General features: G+C 52.2%; 24 protein-coding genes. 8 read left to right on the top strand and 16 right to left on the bottom strand.

Annotated features, from left to right (window positions below):
- Window positions 1-33 precede the first annotated feature (33 nt).
- Window positions 34-1,656, top strand: coding sequence for a recombinase family protein (locus tag TH30_RS04440; protein ID WP_147251924.1), 1,623 nt, complete (start codon window positions 34-36; stop codon window positions 1,654-1,656).
- A 30-nt stretch (window positions 1,657-1,686) separates the two neighbouring features.
- On the opposite strand, the gene TH30_RS04435 is transcribed toward TH30_RS04440, so the two are convergent.
- Both TH30_RS04435 and TH30_RS04430 read right to left on the bottom strand, forming a co-directional pair.
- Window positions 1,687-1,923 (bottom strand): hypothetical protein, encoded by a 237-nt coding sequence (locus TH30_RS04435; RefSeq protein ID WP_063089320.1) that lies wholly within the window; start codon window positions 1,921-1,923, stop codon window positions 1,687-1,689.
- Window positions 1,924-1,955: 32 nt separating this feature from the next.
- Window positions 1,956-2,549, bottom strand: a complete 594-nt coding sequence (locus tag TH30_RS04430) for a hypothetical protein (RefSeq protein WP_063089321.1) — start codon at window positions 2,547-2,549, stop codon at window positions 1,956-1,958.
- Window positions 2,550-3,390: 841 nt separating this feature from the next.
- On the opposite strand from TH30_RS04430, the gene TH30_RS04425 reads away from it, so the two are divergent.
- From TH30_RS04425 to TH30_RS04400, 6 genes are all read left to right on the top strand, one after another.
- Window positions 3,391-3,810, top strand: coding sequence for a LexA family protein (locus tag TH30_RS04425; RefSeq protein WP_063089322.1), 420 nt, complete (start codon window positions 3,391-3,393; stop codon window positions 3,808-3,810).
- Window positions 3,765-3,914 carry a Y-family DNA polymerase gene (locus TH30_RS04420; protein ID WP_309471196.1) on the top strand — a complete coding sequence of 50 codons (150 nt, stop codon included), beginning with the start codon at window positions 3,765-3,767 and terminating at the stop codon, window positions 3,912-3,914. The genes TH30_RS04425 and TH30_RS04420 overlap by 46 nt, the downstream gene beginning before the upstream one ends.
- A gap of 176 nt (window positions 3,915-4,090) precedes the next feature.
- Window positions 4,091-5,386, top strand: a complete 1,296-nt coding sequence (locus TH30_RS04415; RefSeq protein WP_083952846.1) for a tyrosine-type recombinase/integrase — start codon at window positions 4,091-4,093, stop codon at window positions 5,384-5,386.
- On the top strand, window positions 5,379-7,235 hold the full coding sequence (locus tag TH30_RS04410) for a phage integrase SAM-like domain-containing protein (protein WP_063089324.1): 1,857 nt from the start codon (window positions 5,379-5,381) through the stop codon (window positions 7,233-7,235). Before TH30_RS04415 ends, TH30_RS04410 begins: the two co-directional genes overlap by 8 nt.
- A 37-nt stretch (window positions 7,236-7,272) precedes the next feature.
- Window positions 7,273-9,138: a site-specific integrase gene (locus TH30_RS04405; RefSeq protein WP_147251922.1), complete on the top strand. Its 1,866-nt coding sequence runs from the start codon at window positions 7,273-7,275 to the stop codon at window positions 9,136-9,138.
- Between the two features lie 7 nt (window positions 9,139-9,145).
- Complete coding sequence (locus TH30_RS04400) at window positions 9,146-9,529, top strand: hypothetical protein (RefSeq protein ID WP_143588746.1); 384 nt, start codon at window positions 9,146-9,148, stop codon at window positions 9,527-9,529.
- A 160-nt stretch (window positions 9,530-9,689) separates the two neighbouring features.
- Here the strand turns inward: TH30_RS04400 and TH30_RS04395 are convergent, their stop codons facing one another.
- The 5 genes from TH30_RS04395 to TH30_RS04375 are packed head-to-tail and all read right to left on the bottom strand — an operon-like array spanning window position 9,690 to window position 12,823.
- Complete coding sequence (locus TH30_RS04395; protein WP_231886908.1) at window positions 9,690-10,361, bottom strand: cytochrome c biogenesis protein CcdA; 672 nt, start codon at window positions 10,359-10,361, stop codon at window positions 9,690-9,692.
- A 32-nt stretch (window positions 10,362-10,393) separates the two neighbouring features.
- Complete coding sequence (gene merA / locus TH30_RS04390) at window positions 10,394-11,821, bottom strand: mercury(II) reductase (RefSeq protein WP_062959154.1); 1,428 nt, start codon at window positions 11,819-11,821, stop codon at window positions 10,394-10,396.
- Window positions 11,814-12,089: a mercury resistance system transport protein MerF gene (gene merF, locus TH30_RS04385; protein WP_101270210.1), complete on the bottom strand. Its 276-nt coding sequence runs from the start codon at window positions 12,087-12,089 to the stop codon at window positions 11,814-11,816. Before merF ends, merA begins: the two co-directional genes overlap by 8 nt.
- 3 nt (window positions 12,090-12,092) lie before the next feature.
- Window positions 12,093-12,422 (bottom strand): heavy-metal-associated domain-containing protein, encoded by a 330-nt coding sequence (locus TH30_RS04380; RefSeq protein ID WP_062959155.1) that lies wholly within the window; start codon window positions 12,420-12,422, stop codon window positions 12,093-12,095.
- Between the two features lie 11 nt (window positions 12,423-12,433).
- The gene (locus tag TH30_RS04375; RefSeq protein ID WP_062959156.1) at window positions 12,434-12,823 is read right to left on the bottom strand and encodes a mercuric transporter MerT family protein; all 390 of its coding nucleotides are present in this window, start codon (window positions 12,821-12,823) and stop codon (window positions 12,434-12,436) included.
- A 75-nt stretch (window positions 12,824-12,898) separates the two neighbouring features.
- Here TH30_RS04375 and TH30_RS04370 point away from each other — a divergent pair, with 75 nt between their 5' ends.
- Complete coding sequence (locus TH30_RS04370) at window positions 12,899-13,315, top strand: MerR family transcriptional regulator (RefSeq protein WP_062959157.1); 417 nt, start codon at window positions 12,899-12,901, stop codon at window positions 13,313-13,315.
- 64 nt (window positions 13,316-13,379) lie between these two features.
- Here the strand turns inward: TH30_RS04370 and TH30_RS04365 are convergent, their stop codons facing one another.
- The 9 genes from TH30_RS04365 to TH30_RS04325 all read right to left on the bottom strand — a co-directional run bounded on the left by TH30_RS04365 (window position 13,380) and on the right by TH30_RS04325 (window position 18,173).
- Window positions 13,380-13,571 (bottom strand): hypothetical protein, encoded by a 192-nt coding sequence (locus tag TH30_RS04365; protein WP_062959158.1) that lies wholly within the window; start codon window positions 13,569-13,571, stop codon window positions 13,380-13,382.
- Window positions 13,572-13,656: 85 nt separating this feature from the next.
- The gene (locus tag TH30_RS04360) at window positions 13,657-14,397 is read right to left on the bottom strand and encodes a cytochrome c biogenesis CcdA family protein (protein ID WP_062959159.1); all 741 of its coding nucleotides are present in this window, start codon (window positions 14,395-14,397) and stop codon (window positions 13,657-13,659) included.
- Window positions 14,398-14,539: 142 nt separating this feature from the next.
- Entirely contained in the window at window positions 14,540-15,130 is a 591-nt protein-coding gene (locus tag TH30_RS04355) for a thioredoxin domain-containing protein (RefSeq protein ID WP_062959160.1), read from the bottom strand.
- Window positions 15,127-15,576, bottom strand: a complete 450-nt coding sequence (locus TH30_RS04350) for a copper chaperone PCu(A)C (protein ID WP_062959161.1) — start codon at window positions 15,574-15,576, stop codon at window positions 15,127-15,129. The genes TH30_RS04355 and TH30_RS04350 overlap by 4 nt, the downstream gene beginning before the upstream one ends.
- Window positions 15,573-16,223, bottom strand: coding sequence for an SCO family protein (locus TH30_RS04345; protein WP_062959162.1), 651 nt, complete (start codon window positions 16,221-16,223; stop codon window positions 15,573-15,575). Before TH30_RS04345 ends, TH30_RS04350 begins: the two co-directional genes overlap by 4 nt.
- A 62-nt stretch (window positions 16,224-16,285) precedes the next feature.
- Window positions 16,286-16,546, bottom strand: coding sequence for a hypothetical protein (locus TH30_RS04340; protein ID WP_062959163.1), 261 nt, complete (start codon window positions 16,544-16,546; stop codon window positions 16,286-16,288).
- Entirely contained in the window at window positions 16,539-16,955 is a 417-nt protein-coding gene (locus tag TH30_RS22460; RefSeq protein ID WP_197467363.1) for a hypothetical protein, read from the bottom strand. Before TH30_RS22460 ends, TH30_RS04340 begins: the two co-directional genes overlap by 8 nt.
- 13 nt (window positions 16,956-16,968) lie before the next feature.
- Complete coding sequence (locus TH30_RS04330) at window positions 16,969-17,571, bottom strand: TlpA family protein disulfide reductase (protein WP_258548607.1); 603 nt, start codon at window positions 17,569-17,571, stop codon at window positions 16,969-16,971.
- Window positions 17,568-18,173, bottom strand: coding sequence for a DsbE family thiol:disulfide interchange protein (locus TH30_RS04325; RefSeq protein ID WP_063093935.1), 606 nt, complete (start codon window positions 18,171-18,173; stop codon window positions 17,568-17,570). The genes TH30_RS04330 and TH30_RS04325 overlap by 4 nt, the downstream gene beginning before the upstream one ends.
- Between the last annotated feature and the right edge of the window lie 109 nt (window positions 18,174-18,282).

Here is an 18,282-nt window from a genome sequence, read left to right as displayed (position 1 = left end):
GTAATCAAAAAAGAGAAAAGCAGGGGACCTCACGTGAGAGTAGCGATCTACGCACGTCATTCGACAGACCGCCAGACCACCAGCAGCCAGGATCAGATACTCAGGTGCGAGGGCTATTGCGAAGCCAAACAATATACAATCGAAGATGTGTATTTCGATGAAGCGTTCTCTGGTGCCCAGATAGAAAATCGTCCTGGCATAAGCAATCTTCTCATGGGTGCCTTTGATGGTCGCTTTGACAGGATCATTGCAGAAGACCTGTCACGCATCAGCCGCGACCAAGCAGATACGGCGAACTTCTTTAAAAAAATGGCCTTCCTTGGCATCGATGTCGAGACCATTACCGAGGGTGTGATCGGGGAGCTGCATATCGGCCTGAAAAGCACGATGAATGCTCTTTATCTGAAGGATCTGTCAGATAAGACGCATCGCGGCATGATTGCTTCAGTGTTACGCGGCGGCGTTCCCGGTGGCCGGACTTTCGGATACGAGATCGTTCGGGCGTTTGACGGGAATGGTGAATTGATCCGGGGTAAGCGTCGCATTGTCGAGGAGGAAGCCCAAGTTATCCGGGAGATTTTCGGACTGTATTCGACTGGCAGTAAGCTTCAGCATATTTGCACTATTCTTGACCGAAAGGGGATCGCGGCTCCTTCGGGCGGCAAGTGGGCACCAACGACATTGGTAGGCTCGCGCATTCGCAAAACCGGCCTGCTCCGTAACACGCTTTACAAGGGCGTAGTGACGTTCAACAGGATGCAATATCGCAAGCACCCAGACACGGGCAAGAAGCTCGCAGTGCTTCGTCCGGAAAGCGAATGGATACAGGTCCCTGTTCCCGAACTGCAAATAATCGATGAAAAGGAATTTGACGCAATTCAGGCGCAACTGGATGAAAGATCATCCAAGGTGGCGGAATATCGGAAAACCGCCAACCTGCGATCAGCTGAAGAAACTAACCAGATTTCGAAAACACGGATCAAGCACTGGCGACAGAGACAAATCAAATCGAGTGGAAAAGTTGTTGCTGTGTTCGCTGGCCGTCTTCGATGTGCCGAACATACAACCACGATCACAGCATCTTGGGCGGATCGATATTCCTGTAAGCAAAAGGGATGCCCGAACCGGGCGATCCGCTATGAAGAGCTATGCGATATCATCATTCGTGAGGCCATGCGCCTGACTTGTGCGGACATCGAAGCACATTATGGCCATGAAGCCATCACGAAAAGACGGAACGACCTGGATAAGCAGATCCGCAATGCGGAACAAAGACTGCAGGGAAAGCGTGATCGAGCAGCCCATGCCCTGAACACCTTCAAGGTGAACAGCGACAGTGCCGAGTTAAAGACGTGGTTTGAGGACAACACTGAACAAATGCGCCTTGTAAAGCTGGAGATCGCGCGGCTTAAGAGGTCACTTGAAGAGATAAAGGCCCCCGCAAATATCGCCGACATACATAAACGATTTCTCGCCCTGATTTCCAGATTACAGGTCTGGTCGCGTGAGCCTGAAACTGTTTCACAGCTCCGGCACGTGATGAAGAAATACACCATCACCGCGAAGTGGGATGATTCAGACCTGCGCTGGCATCGTACCTGCGAAATTGAATATGACTTTGAGGCCATGGCCCGTGTGCTTGGTAAAAAGAAATAGAACCGGCAAGATTTTGCCGGTTCTATTTCTTCACTCTGACTGACCGTGTGGAAATGTACTCGCAAGCGAATGAAACCAGCGATCTGGTTCATGAAGAAATGCGTCATATTCCGCAAGCTGTTCTCGCATGGTGCTGCGGTCGTCATCGGAATAAAAATGCCGCTCGATCTTGGAAGCCCGTTCAAAGTCTTCACTTACCTTCTCGCGAGCTTCCAGCATTCCCCCGATAATAAGCTCACGCAGATTGCAATCCTTCAGAATGGTCATGTCTTTTTCTCCTGTCGTCTTTAACCGGTCGATCAAAACTGAAAGCCGATTTGGCCTTTGTTGTCGGTCTGCGTTGGAACGCCTTGAAATGACGTACAGGAAGACCTTGCAAAATCAGGCATAGAGTTGCTCCTGCGTTGCCGATATTCGATCTCTATATTTGTCATTTTTTCGGCTTCGGCATATTGACAGAAGATTGCGGCAGCTGCTTCTTTGACGCTGAGTGGTGGCCATTCCGTGTAGAAATGCGAGCGATATCCTGTCTCGGAAATAAAGGGCAGACCGAGATCGATAGCGGTAAATCCAAAGCTGCTGCAGACATCCAGTGGGCAAGTAAAATCAACCAATGCCCGGCCATGTCTGGTTTCCAGAACAAACAACCCGTTCTGCCCCCAATGCGGAACTAGTCCTGCTTCTGCCATAAGTGCAGCTGTGATGGCAGTTCCAGCCCCATCCTCGGCAAAACTGCCAAAGCTGCCATTTTCCCCATTGGTCGCCGCAATGAGAGAGCGGAAAGACCGTGCCGCCGTACTTGCGGCATCCCCATCATTTGTCCGAACTGCATTATCAAATTCAAGAGCAATGCGCTTGGCTTCCTTGATATCTCTGTCTGTTACGTGGTGCATTATTCTACCTTTCCCGGTGACAACTGACTGACCGATCTGGCCAGTTCAACTTCTTCCCGTCGTCTAAAAAGGGTGAATGCCGTCAAGCTGAATATGGGATGTTCGCGCCCTTCCAGGGGCGAACAGGGACCCTGATTCTGCTTGACGGCAGAGGGCAAAGCCCTGATGCAGCAGCGCCACATTTACGGTGTTTCTATTATTGAGCTGTGTGGATCTGTGATCTGGTGGGCATCGCTCTATGCCGGCATTGCGTGAACCGTTACCCGAAAGGGCGGAAACCGCTTGCGGGTTCCGTGGAGGTTGGCCGGGGTCTGCTCCTGGGCGATAGCCCAAGAGCGGGCGGCGACCTACCGGAATAGAGTGAACCTCAACCCGTACCCGTTACCCGCCGCACTGACCTGCCCTGACTGGATTGCACAATCCAGAAGAAAATAAGCCATTGAAATTGTTGCGAATGTTGATTGCGCAAACATTCGCCAGAACAGTTCACGATATTTGCCTCTGGCAAAAGTGGCTAACCTGCACACCACAGATACCGGCAATCAACTAAATAAGTATCAAAAAAGTATTATATTGATATATTGCTAGTTCTGATTTGTGGAATGCACAATCCACAAATCATGCAGGCAGATCTTGCGGACGGTGTGTGATTCGTCCTTGTTCATGATCACAGAACAAAGCTTTATGCCCCTGGAACTGACGTTTGCCGAAGTCGGCATAGGATCTCACCAAGAAAATTCGCATGTAAGCTGAATGACTTGCACGCTATGTTGTTCATTGCCGCCTTCGTCTCATCATGCTCCATATTGACAATGAGAACACTTAGGACAATGTTCCTGTTATGTTCTCATTCATCGCCAGATATACACCGCTCAGATTCTTGCCCCGGCCGCTTGCCCTCGCCCGCGTGCCGGCAGGCTTCCCGTCTCCGGCCGAAGATTATATTGACCGGCAACTGGATCTGAACGAGTTCATCGAGCACCCGGCTGCAACCTTCTTTTTCAGGCTCGAAGGTGACAGCATGGAGCCCGTCATGCGCGAAGGCGATCTTCTGGTTGTTGATCGCGCAAAGACGGCCCGGAACGGCCATGTTGTTGTCGCTGTACATAATGGCGACCTGACAGTGAAACGTCTGCGTCGATCAGGCAACAACGCCTGGCTTGAACCTGACAATCCGAACTATCCCCGCCTGCCCTGCGCCGATGACACGGAAATATGGGGCGTTGTCCTGATCAACCTTCATTGGCCATCTCTATCATGATCGGTCTTGTCGATTGCGACTGTTTTTATGTGAGCTGCGAGCGCCTGTTTGACCCCAGTCTGCGTAGCCGCCCCGTCATTTGCCTTTCGAATAATGTTATATGACATTACTAACATTGTTCACATACACAAACTTCCTTGCTAACATGGCTGTTTAGCTGCCACAGTGCCCACAGACCTTACCTGCCCCGCCAGCATGCTGGCGGTGCAGGTAAGGTCTGATATCACAGCCTCAAGATGACAAACAAAACCCGGTGCCCGACATTTGGAATGAGGGAAGCATGCGGACAGTTCCCTACTACACGGTTGCCAAAGCAGCGGATATCGTTCGACCTGCAACGATCACCCGCGATACCGAGTGGGATCAAGTGAAGAGCCACAGTCTCCCTATCGGTTTCCACTATCTTGTCTATGACGGATGCAGAATTGTTGAGCCGGTCTTATTCTATCTCCATGACAAATGCGTACGGTCCTCGAGAATTCCCTCGGTAGGAAACACACAAACAGCTTTAACCTATGACCTGTATGAGTGGTTCTCATATCTAGGCTTGTTTCATAGGGACTGGGACGCTGCTTGTTTCGATGACATCGAACTGTATCGCGACAGGCTTTTATGCAGCAAATCACCTAAAACCGGTAAACGATATGCTGTTGCAACAATACGCCGCAGGCTCGGCACCATAGTTGACTTCTATGAATGGGCGACCAGACAAGGCTTGATTGAATTTGATGCGAAAGAGTTTTACGAAGAACGTATCAAACCCCGAAATTATGCAATTACCCGGATGGCCCATGTCCAATCCGGCGACAATACGGTCAAAACGAGTAAACTGCTTCCGAGAACCTATAACAGTGAAACGGCTGAGGCATTTTCTCCCGAAGCTCTTCAACGAGTGCTCGCCGAACTTGGTTCGATCCCCGGAGACAAAGCTGATCGTCGTCCATGCAGAGACCGGCTCATTGCCAGCCTTGCTGTCGCCACAGGAATGCGACTTGACGAATGTGCCAACCTCACTCTGTCGCAATACAAGAATCTCAAGAAAGATGGTAGCTACAGCAACGTCGCATTGCCTCTGTATAAAACCAAAGGCCTGAAGCCGCGCACAGTTGTCATACCGGGCATAATCCATGATGATCTGCGACATTACGTAAAAACAGAACGGGCCCGTGCGGTTCGACGCGCGAAAACATCTGTCGAGGCTCTTTTTGTCAATCACGCCCATGCCAAAAGAAATCCGGGTGAAGCAATAACAGCTCATTCCATCTGGCGCCACTTTCAGCACGCGGTTCTGAAAGCCGGTCTTGTGTGCTCTTCCCATAAAAACGGCACCACCAGCCCCTCAGACAGACCTGAAGCCCTGCACAGCTTTCATCACCTCCGTCATACCTTTGCGGTTACCATGTATTTTGAACTGGTTCGCGCGGGCAAAGCAGAACCCTGGCTCAGCCTGCGAACATTGCTTGGGCATAGTCACATAACGACAACAATCAATACATATTTGCGGAGTGTACAAATTCGGGAAGCACTTATGACAGATACCCTGAATACGTATCTCAAGGCCCTACGCGATGGCTAGAAAGCGCATGGACAGATATTTTCTCACGCATCGTCCGGGTGAGGTACCTGCCTTCGACAGGAACAACCTGGCCAGTCCGGAAAAAGAAGAGAGAGAATACGGGGTTATTCAAAAGCTGGCACCTGACGGAAAACTGTGTCAACTCACGCTGAACTGTCCCCGTACTGCAAAATCCAACCGCGGCAGTGCAGAGATCAAGGTCAGTGACGATTGGCTCAAAGCCGAATATCTGTCTGTCCCGTTTGCTACGGCCATTTTTTCTCACATTCGCAAGTTTGGTCCCTCTACCCAAACCAACAAGGTTCAAGCTCTCAATCGCTTCTTTGCTTTTATTTGCGAACAGGGAAAAGCACATTTTGAACTGTCGGATCTGACCACAACTCTTTTTAATGAGTACATTTTCTGGCTCGACACCCAACAGCTTACAAGTAAAACGAAAGCCGGGCTAATCTCCCCACTCCGTGTTGTGTTGCGCTATCTCAAACAAAATCCACAATATACAAGAAAAGTCCCCGGGGATGCTTATATTAAGCCAAACCCTTGGCCGGGCGTAAACGAGCAGGTTTCTCATCGATCAATTTTAGCTATCACCGATCTTGTAACGATTGAGCGCGTCTGCATCAAAGAAATGCAGACATGGATGATCAAATGGGAAGAAGGAAACCATCTCATTCAATCTGGCAGGGAACGATTACAGGCTGGCGCGTCGCCCACTGAGCACAAGCTTGAGACACTGCTGGCAGCTATTGAAGATCAGTATGATGGCTATGTCACGAACAGCAAACAATTCTTTGCTGACTGCGAGGGCCGGAGACGACAAATCGAGTTTTTCGGAGGAATCAAGGGTATTGCCCCGTGGCTGTATGCAACGAAGCGCGCTCTGGTCCCGTTTGTCGTGATGATGGCAATCAGGACGGCCTTCAATCCGGAAACCATACTGGCTTTACGAAAATCCGCCCTGCGGGAGAGCTCTTTACTTAAAGGAAGTGCCGAACTGGCTCCGAGATATCGGGTGGTCGGCGGGAAGAAACGTGCGAGAGGAGACCAGGTCCGAACCTATCCTCAAGACAGCACAGAGATTGATAGCCCGATTTCCATTTTCAACAATGTCAAAAAGCTGACCCGACGACTACCAAATGCCGAGCACGATCCCGACCATGATATGCTCTTCATATTTCAGGGCAGAAATTACGGAAGGGTTCATCATTATCTCAATGCAACCTGCACCTTCCCTAACGCACTTTCTGCTTTCAGGAAAGATAATCAACTTCCTGATTTCAGCTTGTCGAACATTCGCCCCACCATCTCGGAGATCGTCAATCAACTCAGTAACGGGGATATCAAGGCACAGCAGGCAATTCTCAATCATTGGCGCACAGAGACAACGGAAACGCATTATGTGTCGGAAGCGGCCCGGCACCGCAGACGGGAAACATTGGGCAATCTTTTGAACCGACGGGAACGATATATCCAGACATCCGGAAAGTCCGATGACCGTATCAATATTCCAGACAATACAGGTCGCGCCGCAACGCCGGGGTTTGAATGCACCGACCCCTATGATTCTCCTCTCGCATCCCAGTCCACAGGACAACTCTGCACCGCCTGGGGAGAGTGTCCGCTATGTCCTCGCGCCGCCGTGATCCCCGACAATTCACACGCTTTGGCACAACTGCTTCATCTCCACAATGCCATTGAGAAAGCACGTCACGATTTACCGCCAGGTCGCTGGCTATATTGGTCAACGGTACAAAAGGCCCTGAACAATTGGCTCAGCAAGTTCCCGGCCAAGAGTGTTTGGCATGGGGCCAAAAACATTCAAAGAACCCACGCCATTCTGATCGAATGACATGAACCCTATACAAACCGCTACAGCATATCATCTCATGGCAGCGGAAGATCTGCGGGAAACGAGGATCAACCGCCATTCCCGCTGGTCTGATGACAGATGGTTCTTCGACAATCTGACGCCAGGTCACGACGCTGCAGCCAGCACCATACGCTGGGATTTCATCATGCCGGACGGCAGTAAATTCGTTGATCCTAAATGGGCGATATTGCTCGACGCGCATCGTCGACTGGTCTGGTCATTGATTGTCGACCCAAGACAGCGACATAGATACAAGCCGGGCTCAATGGGCAAGCTCTCCCGGCGGGTTCATTATCTTGCCCGCTGGATGGGCAAATCCGGCTACGCTCATTTCGGCGCGCTTGATACCTGTGCTTTTGACCAGTATCTCGACAACCTGCTCATCGACAAGCAGAATAAAGCCAATCTCAACGCCGTGTATCTTATGGAACATCTCGCATTGCCTGTTTCTCTGGGATATCAGGCCCCTGTTCTGGCAAAGGCGGGAATTCCTGTACCGGGCAGCGCCCCCTGGCATGGCATGACAGCGTTCGAGGTCGCGAAACAGCTGGCAGGCCGGGAACAGGGATCCGTCCCGCCAGTCCCCGACCCCATATTTTTGCACATAATGACCAGCGCCTTGTGCATGCTTGACGCGGCAGAGGATATTATTTTACAGGCTCGGCATTTCGCGGACACCAAAGACCTGCAGGTTGCCGAAAAACATGCACCAGACAGGAAGCATTTACGCGATCGCATGAACTCTCTGACTGACGCGTGCCTGATCCTCATCCAGGGATTGTCGGGTATCAGAGTGAGTGAATTGCTGGGACTGCAAGCCTCTGATACGCCACTGGCGCAAAATGCCTTGCCCGATTGCATAAAAATTGAACCGTCGGCCAGCGGTCTTCATGAGATATTTTACCTTTCCGGTCATCTCTACAAGGCAACGAAGTCTCCCCGCCCCGTTACCTGGGTCACCGGACTGCGCCCGGTCGGGAGTGACCACCTTCCAGTTCCGGTCAAGGCAATATCTGTCATCGAAAGGTTGTACGCCCCCTGGCGCACTCGAAGAAACATCAACGAACTGATTATTGGTTTTAGCCGAGCAAAAAGCCTGACCAAAGATGTGAAAGCCCATACTTTAAGTTGGGTCAATCGCTGCCAGAGAAGGTTCTTTGTCAGAAGCGGTGTAAAGGATTGGACTGTGACCTCTCATCAATGGCGCAAATCCTTCGCCCAATATGTCATCCGAAGCGACAGTCGCATGCTCCCGGTGCTTCAGGAGCATTTCAAACACATCAGTATGGCGATGACGGAACAGGGATATATAAATGCGGATCCAGAACTGAAACAGATCCTTGATGATGCTGCGGTTCAGTCAACGGTCTCTCTCATTGGCGAAATGATTGCCGGCAGAAAAACCGTCTCGGGGGCCCTCAGTGGAAAACTGAAAGAGACTGCGAATCAACTCGGAAAATCTCTGGACAACCGTCCGGAAAATGACCGCCCACGCGATATTGAAGAACTCGTTCGTACCTCGGGTATACGGGCACATGATATTCGCTGGGGAAAGACATCCCTCGGAACCTGCCTGTTTCGACAGGGAACCGGGAATTGTACCATCGGTTGCTCTGCCCGATGGGTGATCAGTGCCCCTCTATGGTCGGCCGCACGCCCGGATTTATGTTGGGAATGTCAAAATCTTGTCCTTGACGAGACTCATTTGCCCTTCTGGAAAGACCGCCGGGCCAAATTGCAAGATGATCTGAAAACGGCAACAACCAATGATGACTTTGCTCTCGCGCAACTCTGCAAACAACGCCTCGAACAATGTATTATGGTGCTAAACAAGCTTGAAAATACTGAAACGACAGCTACAGAAAACAGCAATCCTGGGTAATCGAACCATGTCCTCTACATCTGTTGAAACAGCATTCATGATGGCGATTGATCGGCTACTCGCCCGCAATGTTCTCAAAGCGAATTCCAGCGATGTATCCAAAATCAGTAAAAGTGTGGTTGCGCGCGAAGCCGGGCACAGTAGGACAACGCTGTACAAATATCCAAACGTGCTTGCACGATTGAAATCACTTGAAGCCACAACGAAACCGTCAAAGCAGAGTAAAATAGTGAGGCTGCGCCAGGAAAATGCCCGACTGGAGCAAGAAAGCAGAATGGCCAGAGACCTGATGGCAACAATGCTGCTTCAAATGCGCGAGATGGAACGACAAACAGATTCAGGAATTCGTCAGGCAGTACGTATGACACAAGCAGAAGGTTCTGATAAGTAATGGCTTTCCACGACACAGGAAGGCCCTTAACAAGCCTTTTACATTAATCATGGTGGCTACGCCAAGCCTCTGCTAAGGCACATGTCTCCCATCTTCCATAAATCATCCCCACGTACGACAGATCACTTCCTCAGATCAGTAGAGAGACGCCTCCCCAAATTTATGCCTCTGCCCAGTCTGCCAGATTGACAAACAGCCCGAACCAGATTGACCATAGGCCAAGGGCGATGAAAACAAAGCCGGTCAACCAGCGGCGCGCGCGCATCCAGTCGGTAAGCCCGACCAGAAACGAGGCAAATCGCGGCACGACAGAAAACGGCACCAATGGAAGTGATAGCGACAGAGCAAAGACGGTCATCAGGACGAACCCCATCGCGGCGGAACCTGTTGCAGTTGCCGCTCCCATCAGGCCAAACAAGATCGGTGCGGCACAGGCTGGAATGTTCAGGCCGAACGCAATGCCCTGAACCCACGGGTTGCGCGTAACCCGCCAACCATCCGGTGCTATGCGGATACGCTGAAGCAACCGTCTGCCTGCACCGGACAGGAAGACAATCCCGATGACCATATAGATCCCCCCGAACACCAGCCATACGTTGGTCTGAACTCCGATCATGCGTTGTCCCAACATCACGGTCACACCACCGAAACCGCCCATGACCAACAGGCGTGCGAGCATGAATGCTGACAAGGCTCCGATCCGCCTACGCATTGGACGGTCGCACTGGCTGTTCAGAAACAGCATGTGTGCGCCAATCGTGCAGGGTTCGATAAACCCCAGCAAACCCAGCCCAAAAGCAAGACCGGTCAGATTGAACAGGTCCGGTGTCACGATTGCAAATTCCTCATTATCGCCACATGGCATCACCCGGCACAGCAAGACAGTTTGGCAACATCCTTGCCAAAACCCTGGGCGGCAAGTTTCAGTCCCTCGACGGTCGTCAGATACGGAAAGATCGTGTCACCAAGTTCTTTTGCAGTCATGCCGAAACGTAAGGCGATGACCATTGTCTGAATGCTGTCACAGCCCTCGGGTGCCAGTATCTGAGCGCCCAGCAAGCGGTCAGTTGCTTCATCTGCAATGAGTTTTATCAAACCGCGTGTATCATGGGCGGCAAGTGATCTGGGCACCTGATCAAGCGGTACGACAGATGTCTTGACCACAAAGCCCCGTTTCTGTGCCTGAACCTCGGAGAGACCTACTCCTGCAACTTGTGGATCGGTGAAGACAATCCAAGGCATCGTTGTGTTGTCATATGTCCGTTCGTCATGGTTATAGGCATTTAGTGCCGCAAGTTTGGCTCCGTAAGCTGCCATATAAACGAACTGGTCGCGTCCGGTCACATCGCCCGCGGCATATACATCAGGACGCGTTGTCCGCATATAAGCGTCCACAACAATTCCGCCATTCGAATTTACTTCAATTCCGGCCGTTTCGAGTCCTAATCCGTTTGTATTCGGCTTACGGCCCGTCGTTACCAGGATATGTTCAGCAGAAAGAACCTCAGCCTGGCCATCAACGTTAATGGTCAGTTCCGTTTTATCATTCTTCCGTTCAACCCGCTCATAGGTGAGGCCCGTGCGAACGGATACCCCTTCATTCCTTAACTCCTGAGTGAGCGATGCAGTAATTTCCGGTTCTGCTTCGGGAAGAAGCCGTGACCGTGTCACCAGCGTAACCGAGCTGCCGAGCCGTGCAAACATCTGAGCCAGTTCACAACCGATATATCCCCCGCCAATCACGAGAAGTGATTGTGGCTGCTGATCAAGTTCAAGTGCCGTTGTGCTGGTCAGACAAGGGACATTCTCAATGCCCGGAATATCGGGAAATGACGGGGATGTGCCGGTTGCAATGATTGTCTTTCTTGCAACAAGCTTTTTGCCGTCAAGCAGAAGACCGCTGTCATTAAATACAACATCCCCTTCGAGATAATTGATGCCATCATATTCGGGCAGCAGATCGATATATTTCTTCTGACGCAAACCGGAAACCAGTTCATCCTTGGCTTTGATCAGCGACCGCCAGTTGGCAACATGGGCGTTGCCGGCAAGGCCGGGAAACCGCGCTGCCGCCCCGGCACCATGCACGGCCTCTGCGGCCCGGATCATGGTTTTAGAGGGCACGCACCCGACATTGACGCATGTGCCGCCAATCATCCCCTTGCCGATAAGTGCGACCCTTGCGCCCTGTTCAGCGGCCGTAATCGCCGCCGAAAAACCGGCCGAGCCCGCGCCGATGACAGCAAGATCATATTCCTGACCCTGTTTGCGGGGCGTGCAGCAATCATTCATGTCGTTCCCCTTTCCGGGAGGCTGGTTTGTGTGGGACTGGTTGCGTATCGGTGCTGCAGCAGATGCGTGCCCGGTTGCGTTGCCGATAGCCGTAAAGCACCAAGGCGATGAACAGGATCAATCCGGGTATGAGGACATAGTCGATCCAGCCCAGCCATGCCGAGAGGCCGAAGGCCCCGAACGTGACAACGAGGATGGGCGTAAAACAGCAGATCGCGGTAACAATTGTTCCGGTGACCCCGGTTTTGAAAATGGTGTTGTGGTGCAATGTCTAATCCCGCGCCCTGGCCGGATAACCGGCATTTGTCGAAGCGGTCCCAATGGTTTCACCACTGGCAACGGATGGATCGAAGATGACCGTTGCGGTTTTGGCATCGAAATTGATCTCGACTGCCGCTACGCCGGTGACAGCTTCCATTGCGGTTTTAACCGTTACCGGACACAGGGCACAGGTCATGTTTTCGATGTCGAAAACGGTTGTTTGTTCAGCCTGCGATGTGGCACTGGCTGCTTGTGCCGCAGTCGGAAGAAGACCTCCCGGATGCATGGCAGCCAGTCCCAGAGCAAATGCCCCAGCCACGATAATGTCTGTTCGTTTCATGTCGATTTCTCCTAATAGAATAGCGATGCCCACCAGTTGATTGTCAGGGCCAGCCCCACCAGCACGGTTGAGAACCACAGGACGGATTTGGTGATCAGGGCGGATTCGGGGCGGGCGCAGTAAGATCCTTCGTCGCACGCCGGTTTTGTCTTGAAATAGACCTGCCAGAACCCCAGCCCGATGAATATCAGTGCCACCGTCGCGAAGAGGGGTTTGTAAGGTTCAAGGGCCGTCAGATTGCCGATCCAGGCCCCGGATACACCCAGCATCAGAAGCAGGAGTGGTGCGACACAGCAGGCCGATGCAAGAATGGCCCCGGTCACACCGCCAGCCGCAAGCAGACCTCTTTTTGCCTGTTTCCCGTCATCGGGCGATAAAGGGTCCGGTTTGATATCGTTCATGTGATTTGCCTCAAGCTCGTTCCTGATCCAAGCTACAGTCTGTAGTTGCTACAGGCTCAAGAGGGTTTTGACCTTATGGACGATCACAATTCCGGGAGGCTATTGAAACGTGCCGAACTGGCGAAGGTGACGGGCTGTCACCCTGAAACCATCCGCTATTATGAAAAGACCGGCATGATGCCCGATCCGCCACGCAGCAAAGCGGGTTACAGGCTGTATGATGAAGCACATGTTTCCCGGTTGCGGTTCATTCTGCGCGCCCGCGAACTGGGGTTTTCGATTGAAGATATCCGGGGATTGCTTGATCTCATGGATGGTGAGCTGCAAACTTGCTCGGAGGTCAAACAGCGTACGGAAAGCCATCTTGCTGACGTGCGCGTAAAAATCGCCGACCTGAAACGGATCGAACAGCTCTTGGCGGAGACGGCTGCACGATGTTCGGGAGAAGACGTACCGGAATGTCCTGTGCTGGAGGCACTGTCATGCACTTAGGACAACAGCATTTGATGTCGGCAATGCCGGAAGTGAAAGAAGCAAGATATCAATTCTTGCGATGTTACAGGCTAGACGTCAAATCGCGGTACGCATCCATCAACGGACGATCCTCGGAGACATAGTCCGTATGCTCCTGATCAAGTTTTTCAAGTGCTGCCAGCATGAATTCGGCAATATCAAGCCTTTCCTGCCAGCAGGCATATCTGAAAGCATGTAAAATGACATGCTCCAATGGGTCGGTTTCGGAAGACATTATTCTGCACCTCCTTCATATCGAGGTTAAAGGCTACGCTATCCAGCAAAAGGAAGGTCAACAGAATTCTTCCGGACAGGCGGGATCAGCCGATAGACGACAGAACAGGAAATGTTTCCAGCAGCCAGAACGCAAAGGCGGACATATAACCGGTCACCATGGCCACGCCCATGACAATCATGATCAAGGCCGCCGCGGCACGAAGGAACCGCCCGAAACGCCCTATGGATTTCAATCTGGCAGACAGGCTCTCGGTGAACAGTGCCGCCAGGAGAAACGGCACACCTAGCCCCACGGAATATATGGTCAGCAATGCAATACCATCGCTGACCGTTGCCGACGCGGCGCTGACGGTCAGAATGGCGCCGAGAACAGGACCGATACACGGCGTCCAGCCGAACGCAAAAGCAAGTCCAAGAGTATATGCCGAAACCACACGCCCACCAGGCAGATCAAGATGAAAGCGCGCTTCCCGCATCATCCACGCCGGACGGAGCGTTCCCAGCATGAACAGCCCGAACAGAATGACAATGCCGCCACCAATCAGATTCATCTCGAACCGGTATCCGAGCAGGAACTGACCAAGTGCTGTTGCACTGGCCCCCAGAAGGACGAAAACCGTGGTGAAGCCCAAAACGAAACACAGGCTGAAACCAAGAGATGACAATCGACCAACTCGGATTGCCTCCGTTCTGGTCGAAAGAGAGGCACCACCCGCGATATAGGAGATATATCCGGGAACCAGAGGCAGCACGCATGGCGAGAGAAACGAGATGAGGCCTGCGGCGAACGCGCTTATTATGCCGATATTGGAAAGTTCAGGCATTAATCTGTATTCCGTAAAATCAGGAACCAAGTATTCAGAGAACAGGAAGGTCAGCTAACCAAACAGTGCTAAGCCTATCTTTGTTCAGGGCTCTTTTCCTACTTTTGAGAACCAGTCTGTTAACTGATCCAGCCACCCCTTTTCAACAGGCGGCTTTGGGGGGGTGGGCAGCGTTTGTCAATCCGTTCACGTAAAGGATCAGATTCATCTGATTGAAACTCGTGCCGTGAAAAATACCGGCATGGCGGGTATTCCGATCGATAATATGAATCATCGGTGCAGACCCGTCACGCTGGCTCAATTTGGCGAATTTATCGGCAACAGTTACAGCACTGATATCCGAAGACGGCATAACAGGCCGCCAGTTCACCAGATCCCAAGAAGGAGTATCTGAAAAATCTTCGGAATGAACGGTAATGAACGTGACCATTTCCCGCATCGGGCTAATATTCAGCCTCGCCTGAGAGGACGCCAGTAGGGTTTGCTGTTCTGCACAGGCTGCACCACAATCCCTTGGCACAAAACTTAAAATAAGTATCTGATCATCAAGGTCGCTCAAATTAAAGCGACCTTGATTTTGGTTGAAAAGTTCTATCTCTGGAACCTTTCCGGTGTTTGTCACCTCAAAATATGGCTCTTTATCCGCCATCACCTCGTCAAGGTCTTCACCGGGATGATTCGCAAAAGCAGGTGAGGCCGTCAACGCCAGGATCAAAAACAACCACCGGATCATTCTGTTTCCCCCTGCGGCCCGGCGGCAGCTATGCCAAGAATGGCGACGTCAATGCTAATCTCGCCTGCGTTTTCAAAGCGCAATGTCATGGGAAACTTCTGTCCTTCACGGAGTTTTTCATGCAATCCCGCCAACATGAGATGCATTGCCCCCGGCGCCAGAGTGACTGGGCGGTTGGCGGGAACATCCAGAGCCATGACATGTCGCATCCGGCGAACATCATCGACCTTGACGACATCATGTATCATCACATGGTCTGCCACAGGTGTAGTGATTTCCAGAAGGCGGTCGGCCGCAGCACTTGTGATCGTAAGATATGCCACCCCCGGACGGGATGTCAGGATCGTGGCACGTGCCCAGGCGTCAGATATTTCGACAAGGCTCTCGGCAGAAACCGGTAGTGCTGTCAGCAAGGTCATAACGAGGGCGATGGCGGTTCTTTTCATATTGTATTCCCGTTCATGATCGCAAGAACCCGGATTGCCATGTCTTCTGCCGACTGGTCTCCTTCCCGAAAGACAGTCTGGTAACGGCCATCCGGTGCCATCAGATATATATGCCCGGAATGGGCCATCAAATAGCCGTCCGGTGCGGTATCGTCGTCCAGCTTTTCGGAATAGACCCGGAAGGCTTCGGCGGCTGCGGCAACATCCTTTTCGCTGCCGGTCAACCCGATCAGGGCCGGATGAAAGGCCCCGACATATTCCGCCATGACGTCAGGCGTATCGCGTACCGGATCAATAGTAATGAATAACGGTGCCACGCGGTCTGCTTCAGGCCCCATTCGGTCAAGCGCATCTGCCATATAGGCCAGTGTGGTCGGACAAACATCAGGGCAGTGTGTGAAGCCGAAAAAGACAAGTTGCCAACGCCCCGGGAAGCTTGCTTCGGTTACACGGTTTCCCTGATGATCGGTCAAGGAAAAATCGGAGTGAATTGCGGCTTCTCCCGTCCCTTCGGCCCCCGACGACATCTGCTTGTGGTCGGAAGCCTGAAAGATATATGCGCCGCCAAAGAGTAGGGCAGCAAGAACAACCATCCCCCATAATATAGAACGGACGAAACGTAACCGGTTGAAATTATGCGATGTCATGAAACGATCCCGTGGAAAATCCCGCCCGGGTATTTGTCCCGGGCGGGTGCCATGTCACGATGTTATTTGTCGGAAGGCTGCGGCATGTGATCGGTCATAGCAGCCATCATTTCAGTACACTGCTCCATCATCGGCCCCATCTGGCTCATCATCTTCATCATACCCATCATGCCCTGCATATCCCCCATGCCTGAATTGCCATCATGCTCCATCATCGGGGATTGCTTGTCCGGAGTTTGGGCTTCCTGGGCATATAGGGCTGTTGTCGCCAGTCCCGCGACCATCATTGTGGCAAACGCGGTGAGTTTGATTGATTTACGCATCTCTAACATTCCTTTCGGTTGTGGACTCATGTCCCGACTGGGGTGTTACAGACGCTATATTTGCGCCTGATGCAGCCGGGGACCTTCCGGCCTCGTTGCCGGGAAGACTGTTTTTCGGGGTTTCATCGGATGAAGGGGCGATATCGCTGGCGCTCTTTTGCGATGAACAGGCCTTTTTGTTCATGCACAAACCCAGCGCACACATCGCCACGCACGGCAGAACGGAGACGAGCAATGGCGCGATACCGGCGGCAACCAGCCAGCTCCAGTTAAATGCAAGCCCAGCGACAAGGGCAGTTCCAGCCAGCACAAATACACCGCGACGTCCCTTCAGGTAATATCGAACGGCATGAACCACGTCATGCCCAAGCGAGGTATTACCGGATTTGGCTTGTTGTATCTCGGTCATAGGAGTTCCTTCCTCAATCGGTGTAGATGTGGGATTTAAGAAAATCTATCATCTCTGCTGTCGCCCATTCGGTCGGTCCGACAAGTCGACCAAGCTCGCGGCCGTTCCTGTCAATCAGAAGCGTCGTCGGTAAACCGGGGATGCCCAGAGCCGTCGTGGTTTTCATGGTTGGATCGATGAAGAGGTCCAGATTCCGGATGCCGATTTCGGTATAGAAATCCTGCACGACATCCACTCCGGCCCGGTCGATCGACAAGGCAACGACTTTGAACTCCGAACTGCCGAGTTCGGCCTGCAGGGCATCCAGAGTCGGCATTTCCTCCCGGCATGGAACACACCAAGTAGCCCAGACATTCAGCAAGACGACCGTTCCCTCGAAATCACTCAATGTCATGGGTTGACCTTCGACGTTTTCGAACCCGAACTCGGGAAGAGGCCGGGGAGCATCATGCATGACAAACGAGCGCTGTTGACTCTGCCTTACATTGTCCGCTGCCTGATCGGTGACATTCTTCTCGTTGCGTAACGAAACTATGGTCAATGTGGTAACAACCACCAGTATGATGCCAGCGGCAAACCCCACTTTCAGGTTCATATACACCAAGAGGCTCTTCATCGAGGTGCCTCCGCAGTTCCGGCACCTGAGGCCTCATTACGCAATTTTTCGACCCTTGGCAGAATGGTCTCGGCCATCACTTTTTCCGTCACCGGCCCGACATGCTTGTATGCAATGTTCCCTTTCGCATCGACAACGAAGGTCTCGGGGACGCCATAGACGCCCCAGTCGATCGCCACACGTCCATTAATATCCGCGCCGGTTCTCGTATAGGGATCACCAAGACTATCGAGCCATTCTGCAGCGTCGTCAGGTTGATCCTTATAGTTCAGGCCATGCAGTGGGACGGTGCCGTCGCGAGCCAGTTTCATAAACACGGGATGCTCTTCGCGACACGCAACACACCAGGAGGCAAAAACATTGACCAGCGACACCTCACCTCTGATATCTGTACTCGACAAACCTTGTGTTCGACCTTTTACCGGTGGAAGGTCAAATTCCGGGACCTGTCTACCCAACAGGGCAGAGGGGAGTGTGTTGGGATCAAGAGTTAATCCCTTCGCTAGGGCCACACCCAATATCAATGCTATGCCAAGCGGTAAGAAATAGATCAGCCGGTTGAACCGTTTCTGCGGGCGATGTTCTTTGGGGACTGCAATCATCTCGCCCTCCCGTCTTTAAGATTGAGATTGTGCTGGAATTCGCGTTCTTCGTCCGACCAGACACTCTTGATATAACCGAGTACCGCGATGATCTCCTCATCACTCAGCA

Source organism: Thalassospira profundimaris (assembly GCF_003326795.1).
In the GTDB taxonomy this organism is placed as follows: domain Bacteria; phylum Pseudomonadota; class Alphaproteobacteria; order Rhodospirillales; family Thalassospiraceae; genus Thalassospira; species Thalassospira profundimaris_C.
Note: the sequence above shows the minus strand (reverse complement) of the source record. Positions and strands in the feature narration are given on the sequence as shown.

Coding starts and splice junctions, on each gene's coding strand:
- TH30_RS04435 (WP_063089320.1), bottom strand. CDS start 1,923: ATGACCATTCTGAAGGATTGCAATCTGCGTGAGCTTATTATCGGGGGA.
- TH30_RS04430 (WP_063089321.1), bottom strand. CDS start 2,549: ATGCACCACGTAACAGACAGAGATATCAAGGAAGCCAAGCGCATTGCT.
- TH30_RS04425 (WP_063089322.1), top strand. CDS start 3,391: ATGTTCTCATTCATCGCCAGATATACACCGCTCAGATTCTTGCCCCGG.
- TH30_RS04420 (WP_309471196.1), top strand. CDS start 3,765: ATGGGGCGTTGTCCTGATCAACCTTCATTGGCCATCTCTATCATGATC.
- TH30_RS04415 (WP_083952846.1), top strand. CDS start 4,091: ATGCGGACAGTTCCCTACTACACGGTTGCCAAAGCAGCGGATATCGTT.
- TH30_RS04410 (WP_063089324.1), top strand. CDS start 5,379: ATGGCTAGAAAGCGCATGGACAGATATTTTCTCACGCATCGTCCGGGT.
- TH30_RS04405 (WP_147251922.1), top strand. CDS start 7,273: ATGGCAGCGGAAGATCTGCGGGAAACGAGGATCAACCGCCATTCCCGC.
- TH30_RS04400 (WP_143588746.1), top strand. CDS start 9,146: ATGTCCTCTACATCTGTTGAAACAGCATTCATGATGGCGATTGATCGG.
- merA (WP_062959154.1), bottom strand. CDS start 11,821: ATGAATGATTGCTGCACGCCCCGCAAACAGGGTCAGGAATATGATCTT.
- TH30_RS04380 (WP_062959155.1), bottom strand. CDS start 12,422: ATGAAACGAACAGACATTATCGTGGCTGGGGCATTTGCTCTGGGACTG.
- TH30_RS04375 (WP_062959156.1), bottom strand. CDS start 12,823: ATGAACGATATCAAACCGGACCCTTTATCGCCCGATGACGGGAAACAG.
- TH30_RS04370 (WP_062959157.1), top strand. CDS start 12,899: ATGGACGATCACAATTCCGGGAGGCTATTGAAACGTGCCGAACTGGCG.
- TH30_RS04365 (WP_062959158.1), bottom strand. CDS start 13,571: ATGTCTTCCGAAACCGACCCATTGGAGCATGTCATTTTACATGCTTTC.
- TH30_RS04360 (WP_062959159.1), bottom strand. CDS start 14,397: ATGCCTGAACTTTCCAATATCGGCATAATAAGCGCGTTCGCCGCAGGC.
- TH30_RS04355 (WP_062959160.1), bottom strand. CDS start 15,130: ATGATCCGGTGGTTGTTTTTGATCCTGGCGTTGACGGCCTCACCTGCT.
- TH30_RS04350 (WP_062959161.1), bottom strand. CDS start 15,576: ATGAAAAGAACCGCCATCGCCCTCGTTATGACCTTGCTGACAGCACTA.
- TH30_RS04345 (WP_062959162.1), bottom strand. CDS start 16,223: ATGACATCGCATAATTTCAACCGGTTACGTTTCGTCCGTTCTATATTA.
- TH30_RS04340 (WP_062959163.1), bottom strand. CDS start 16,546: ATGCGTAAATCAATCAAACTCACCGCGTTTGCCACAATGATGGTCGCG.
- TH30_RS22460 (WP_197467363.1), bottom strand. CDS start 16,955: ATGACCGAGATACAACAAGCCAAATCCGGTAATACCTCGCTTGGGCAT.
- TH30_RS04330 (WP_258548607.1), bottom strand. CDS start 17,571: ATGAAGAGCCTCTTGGTGTATATGAACCTGAAAGTGGGGTTTGCCGCT.
- TH30_RS04325 (WP_063093935.1), bottom strand. CDS start 18,173: ATGATTGCAGTCCCCAAAGAACATCGCCCGCAGAAACGGTTCAACCGG.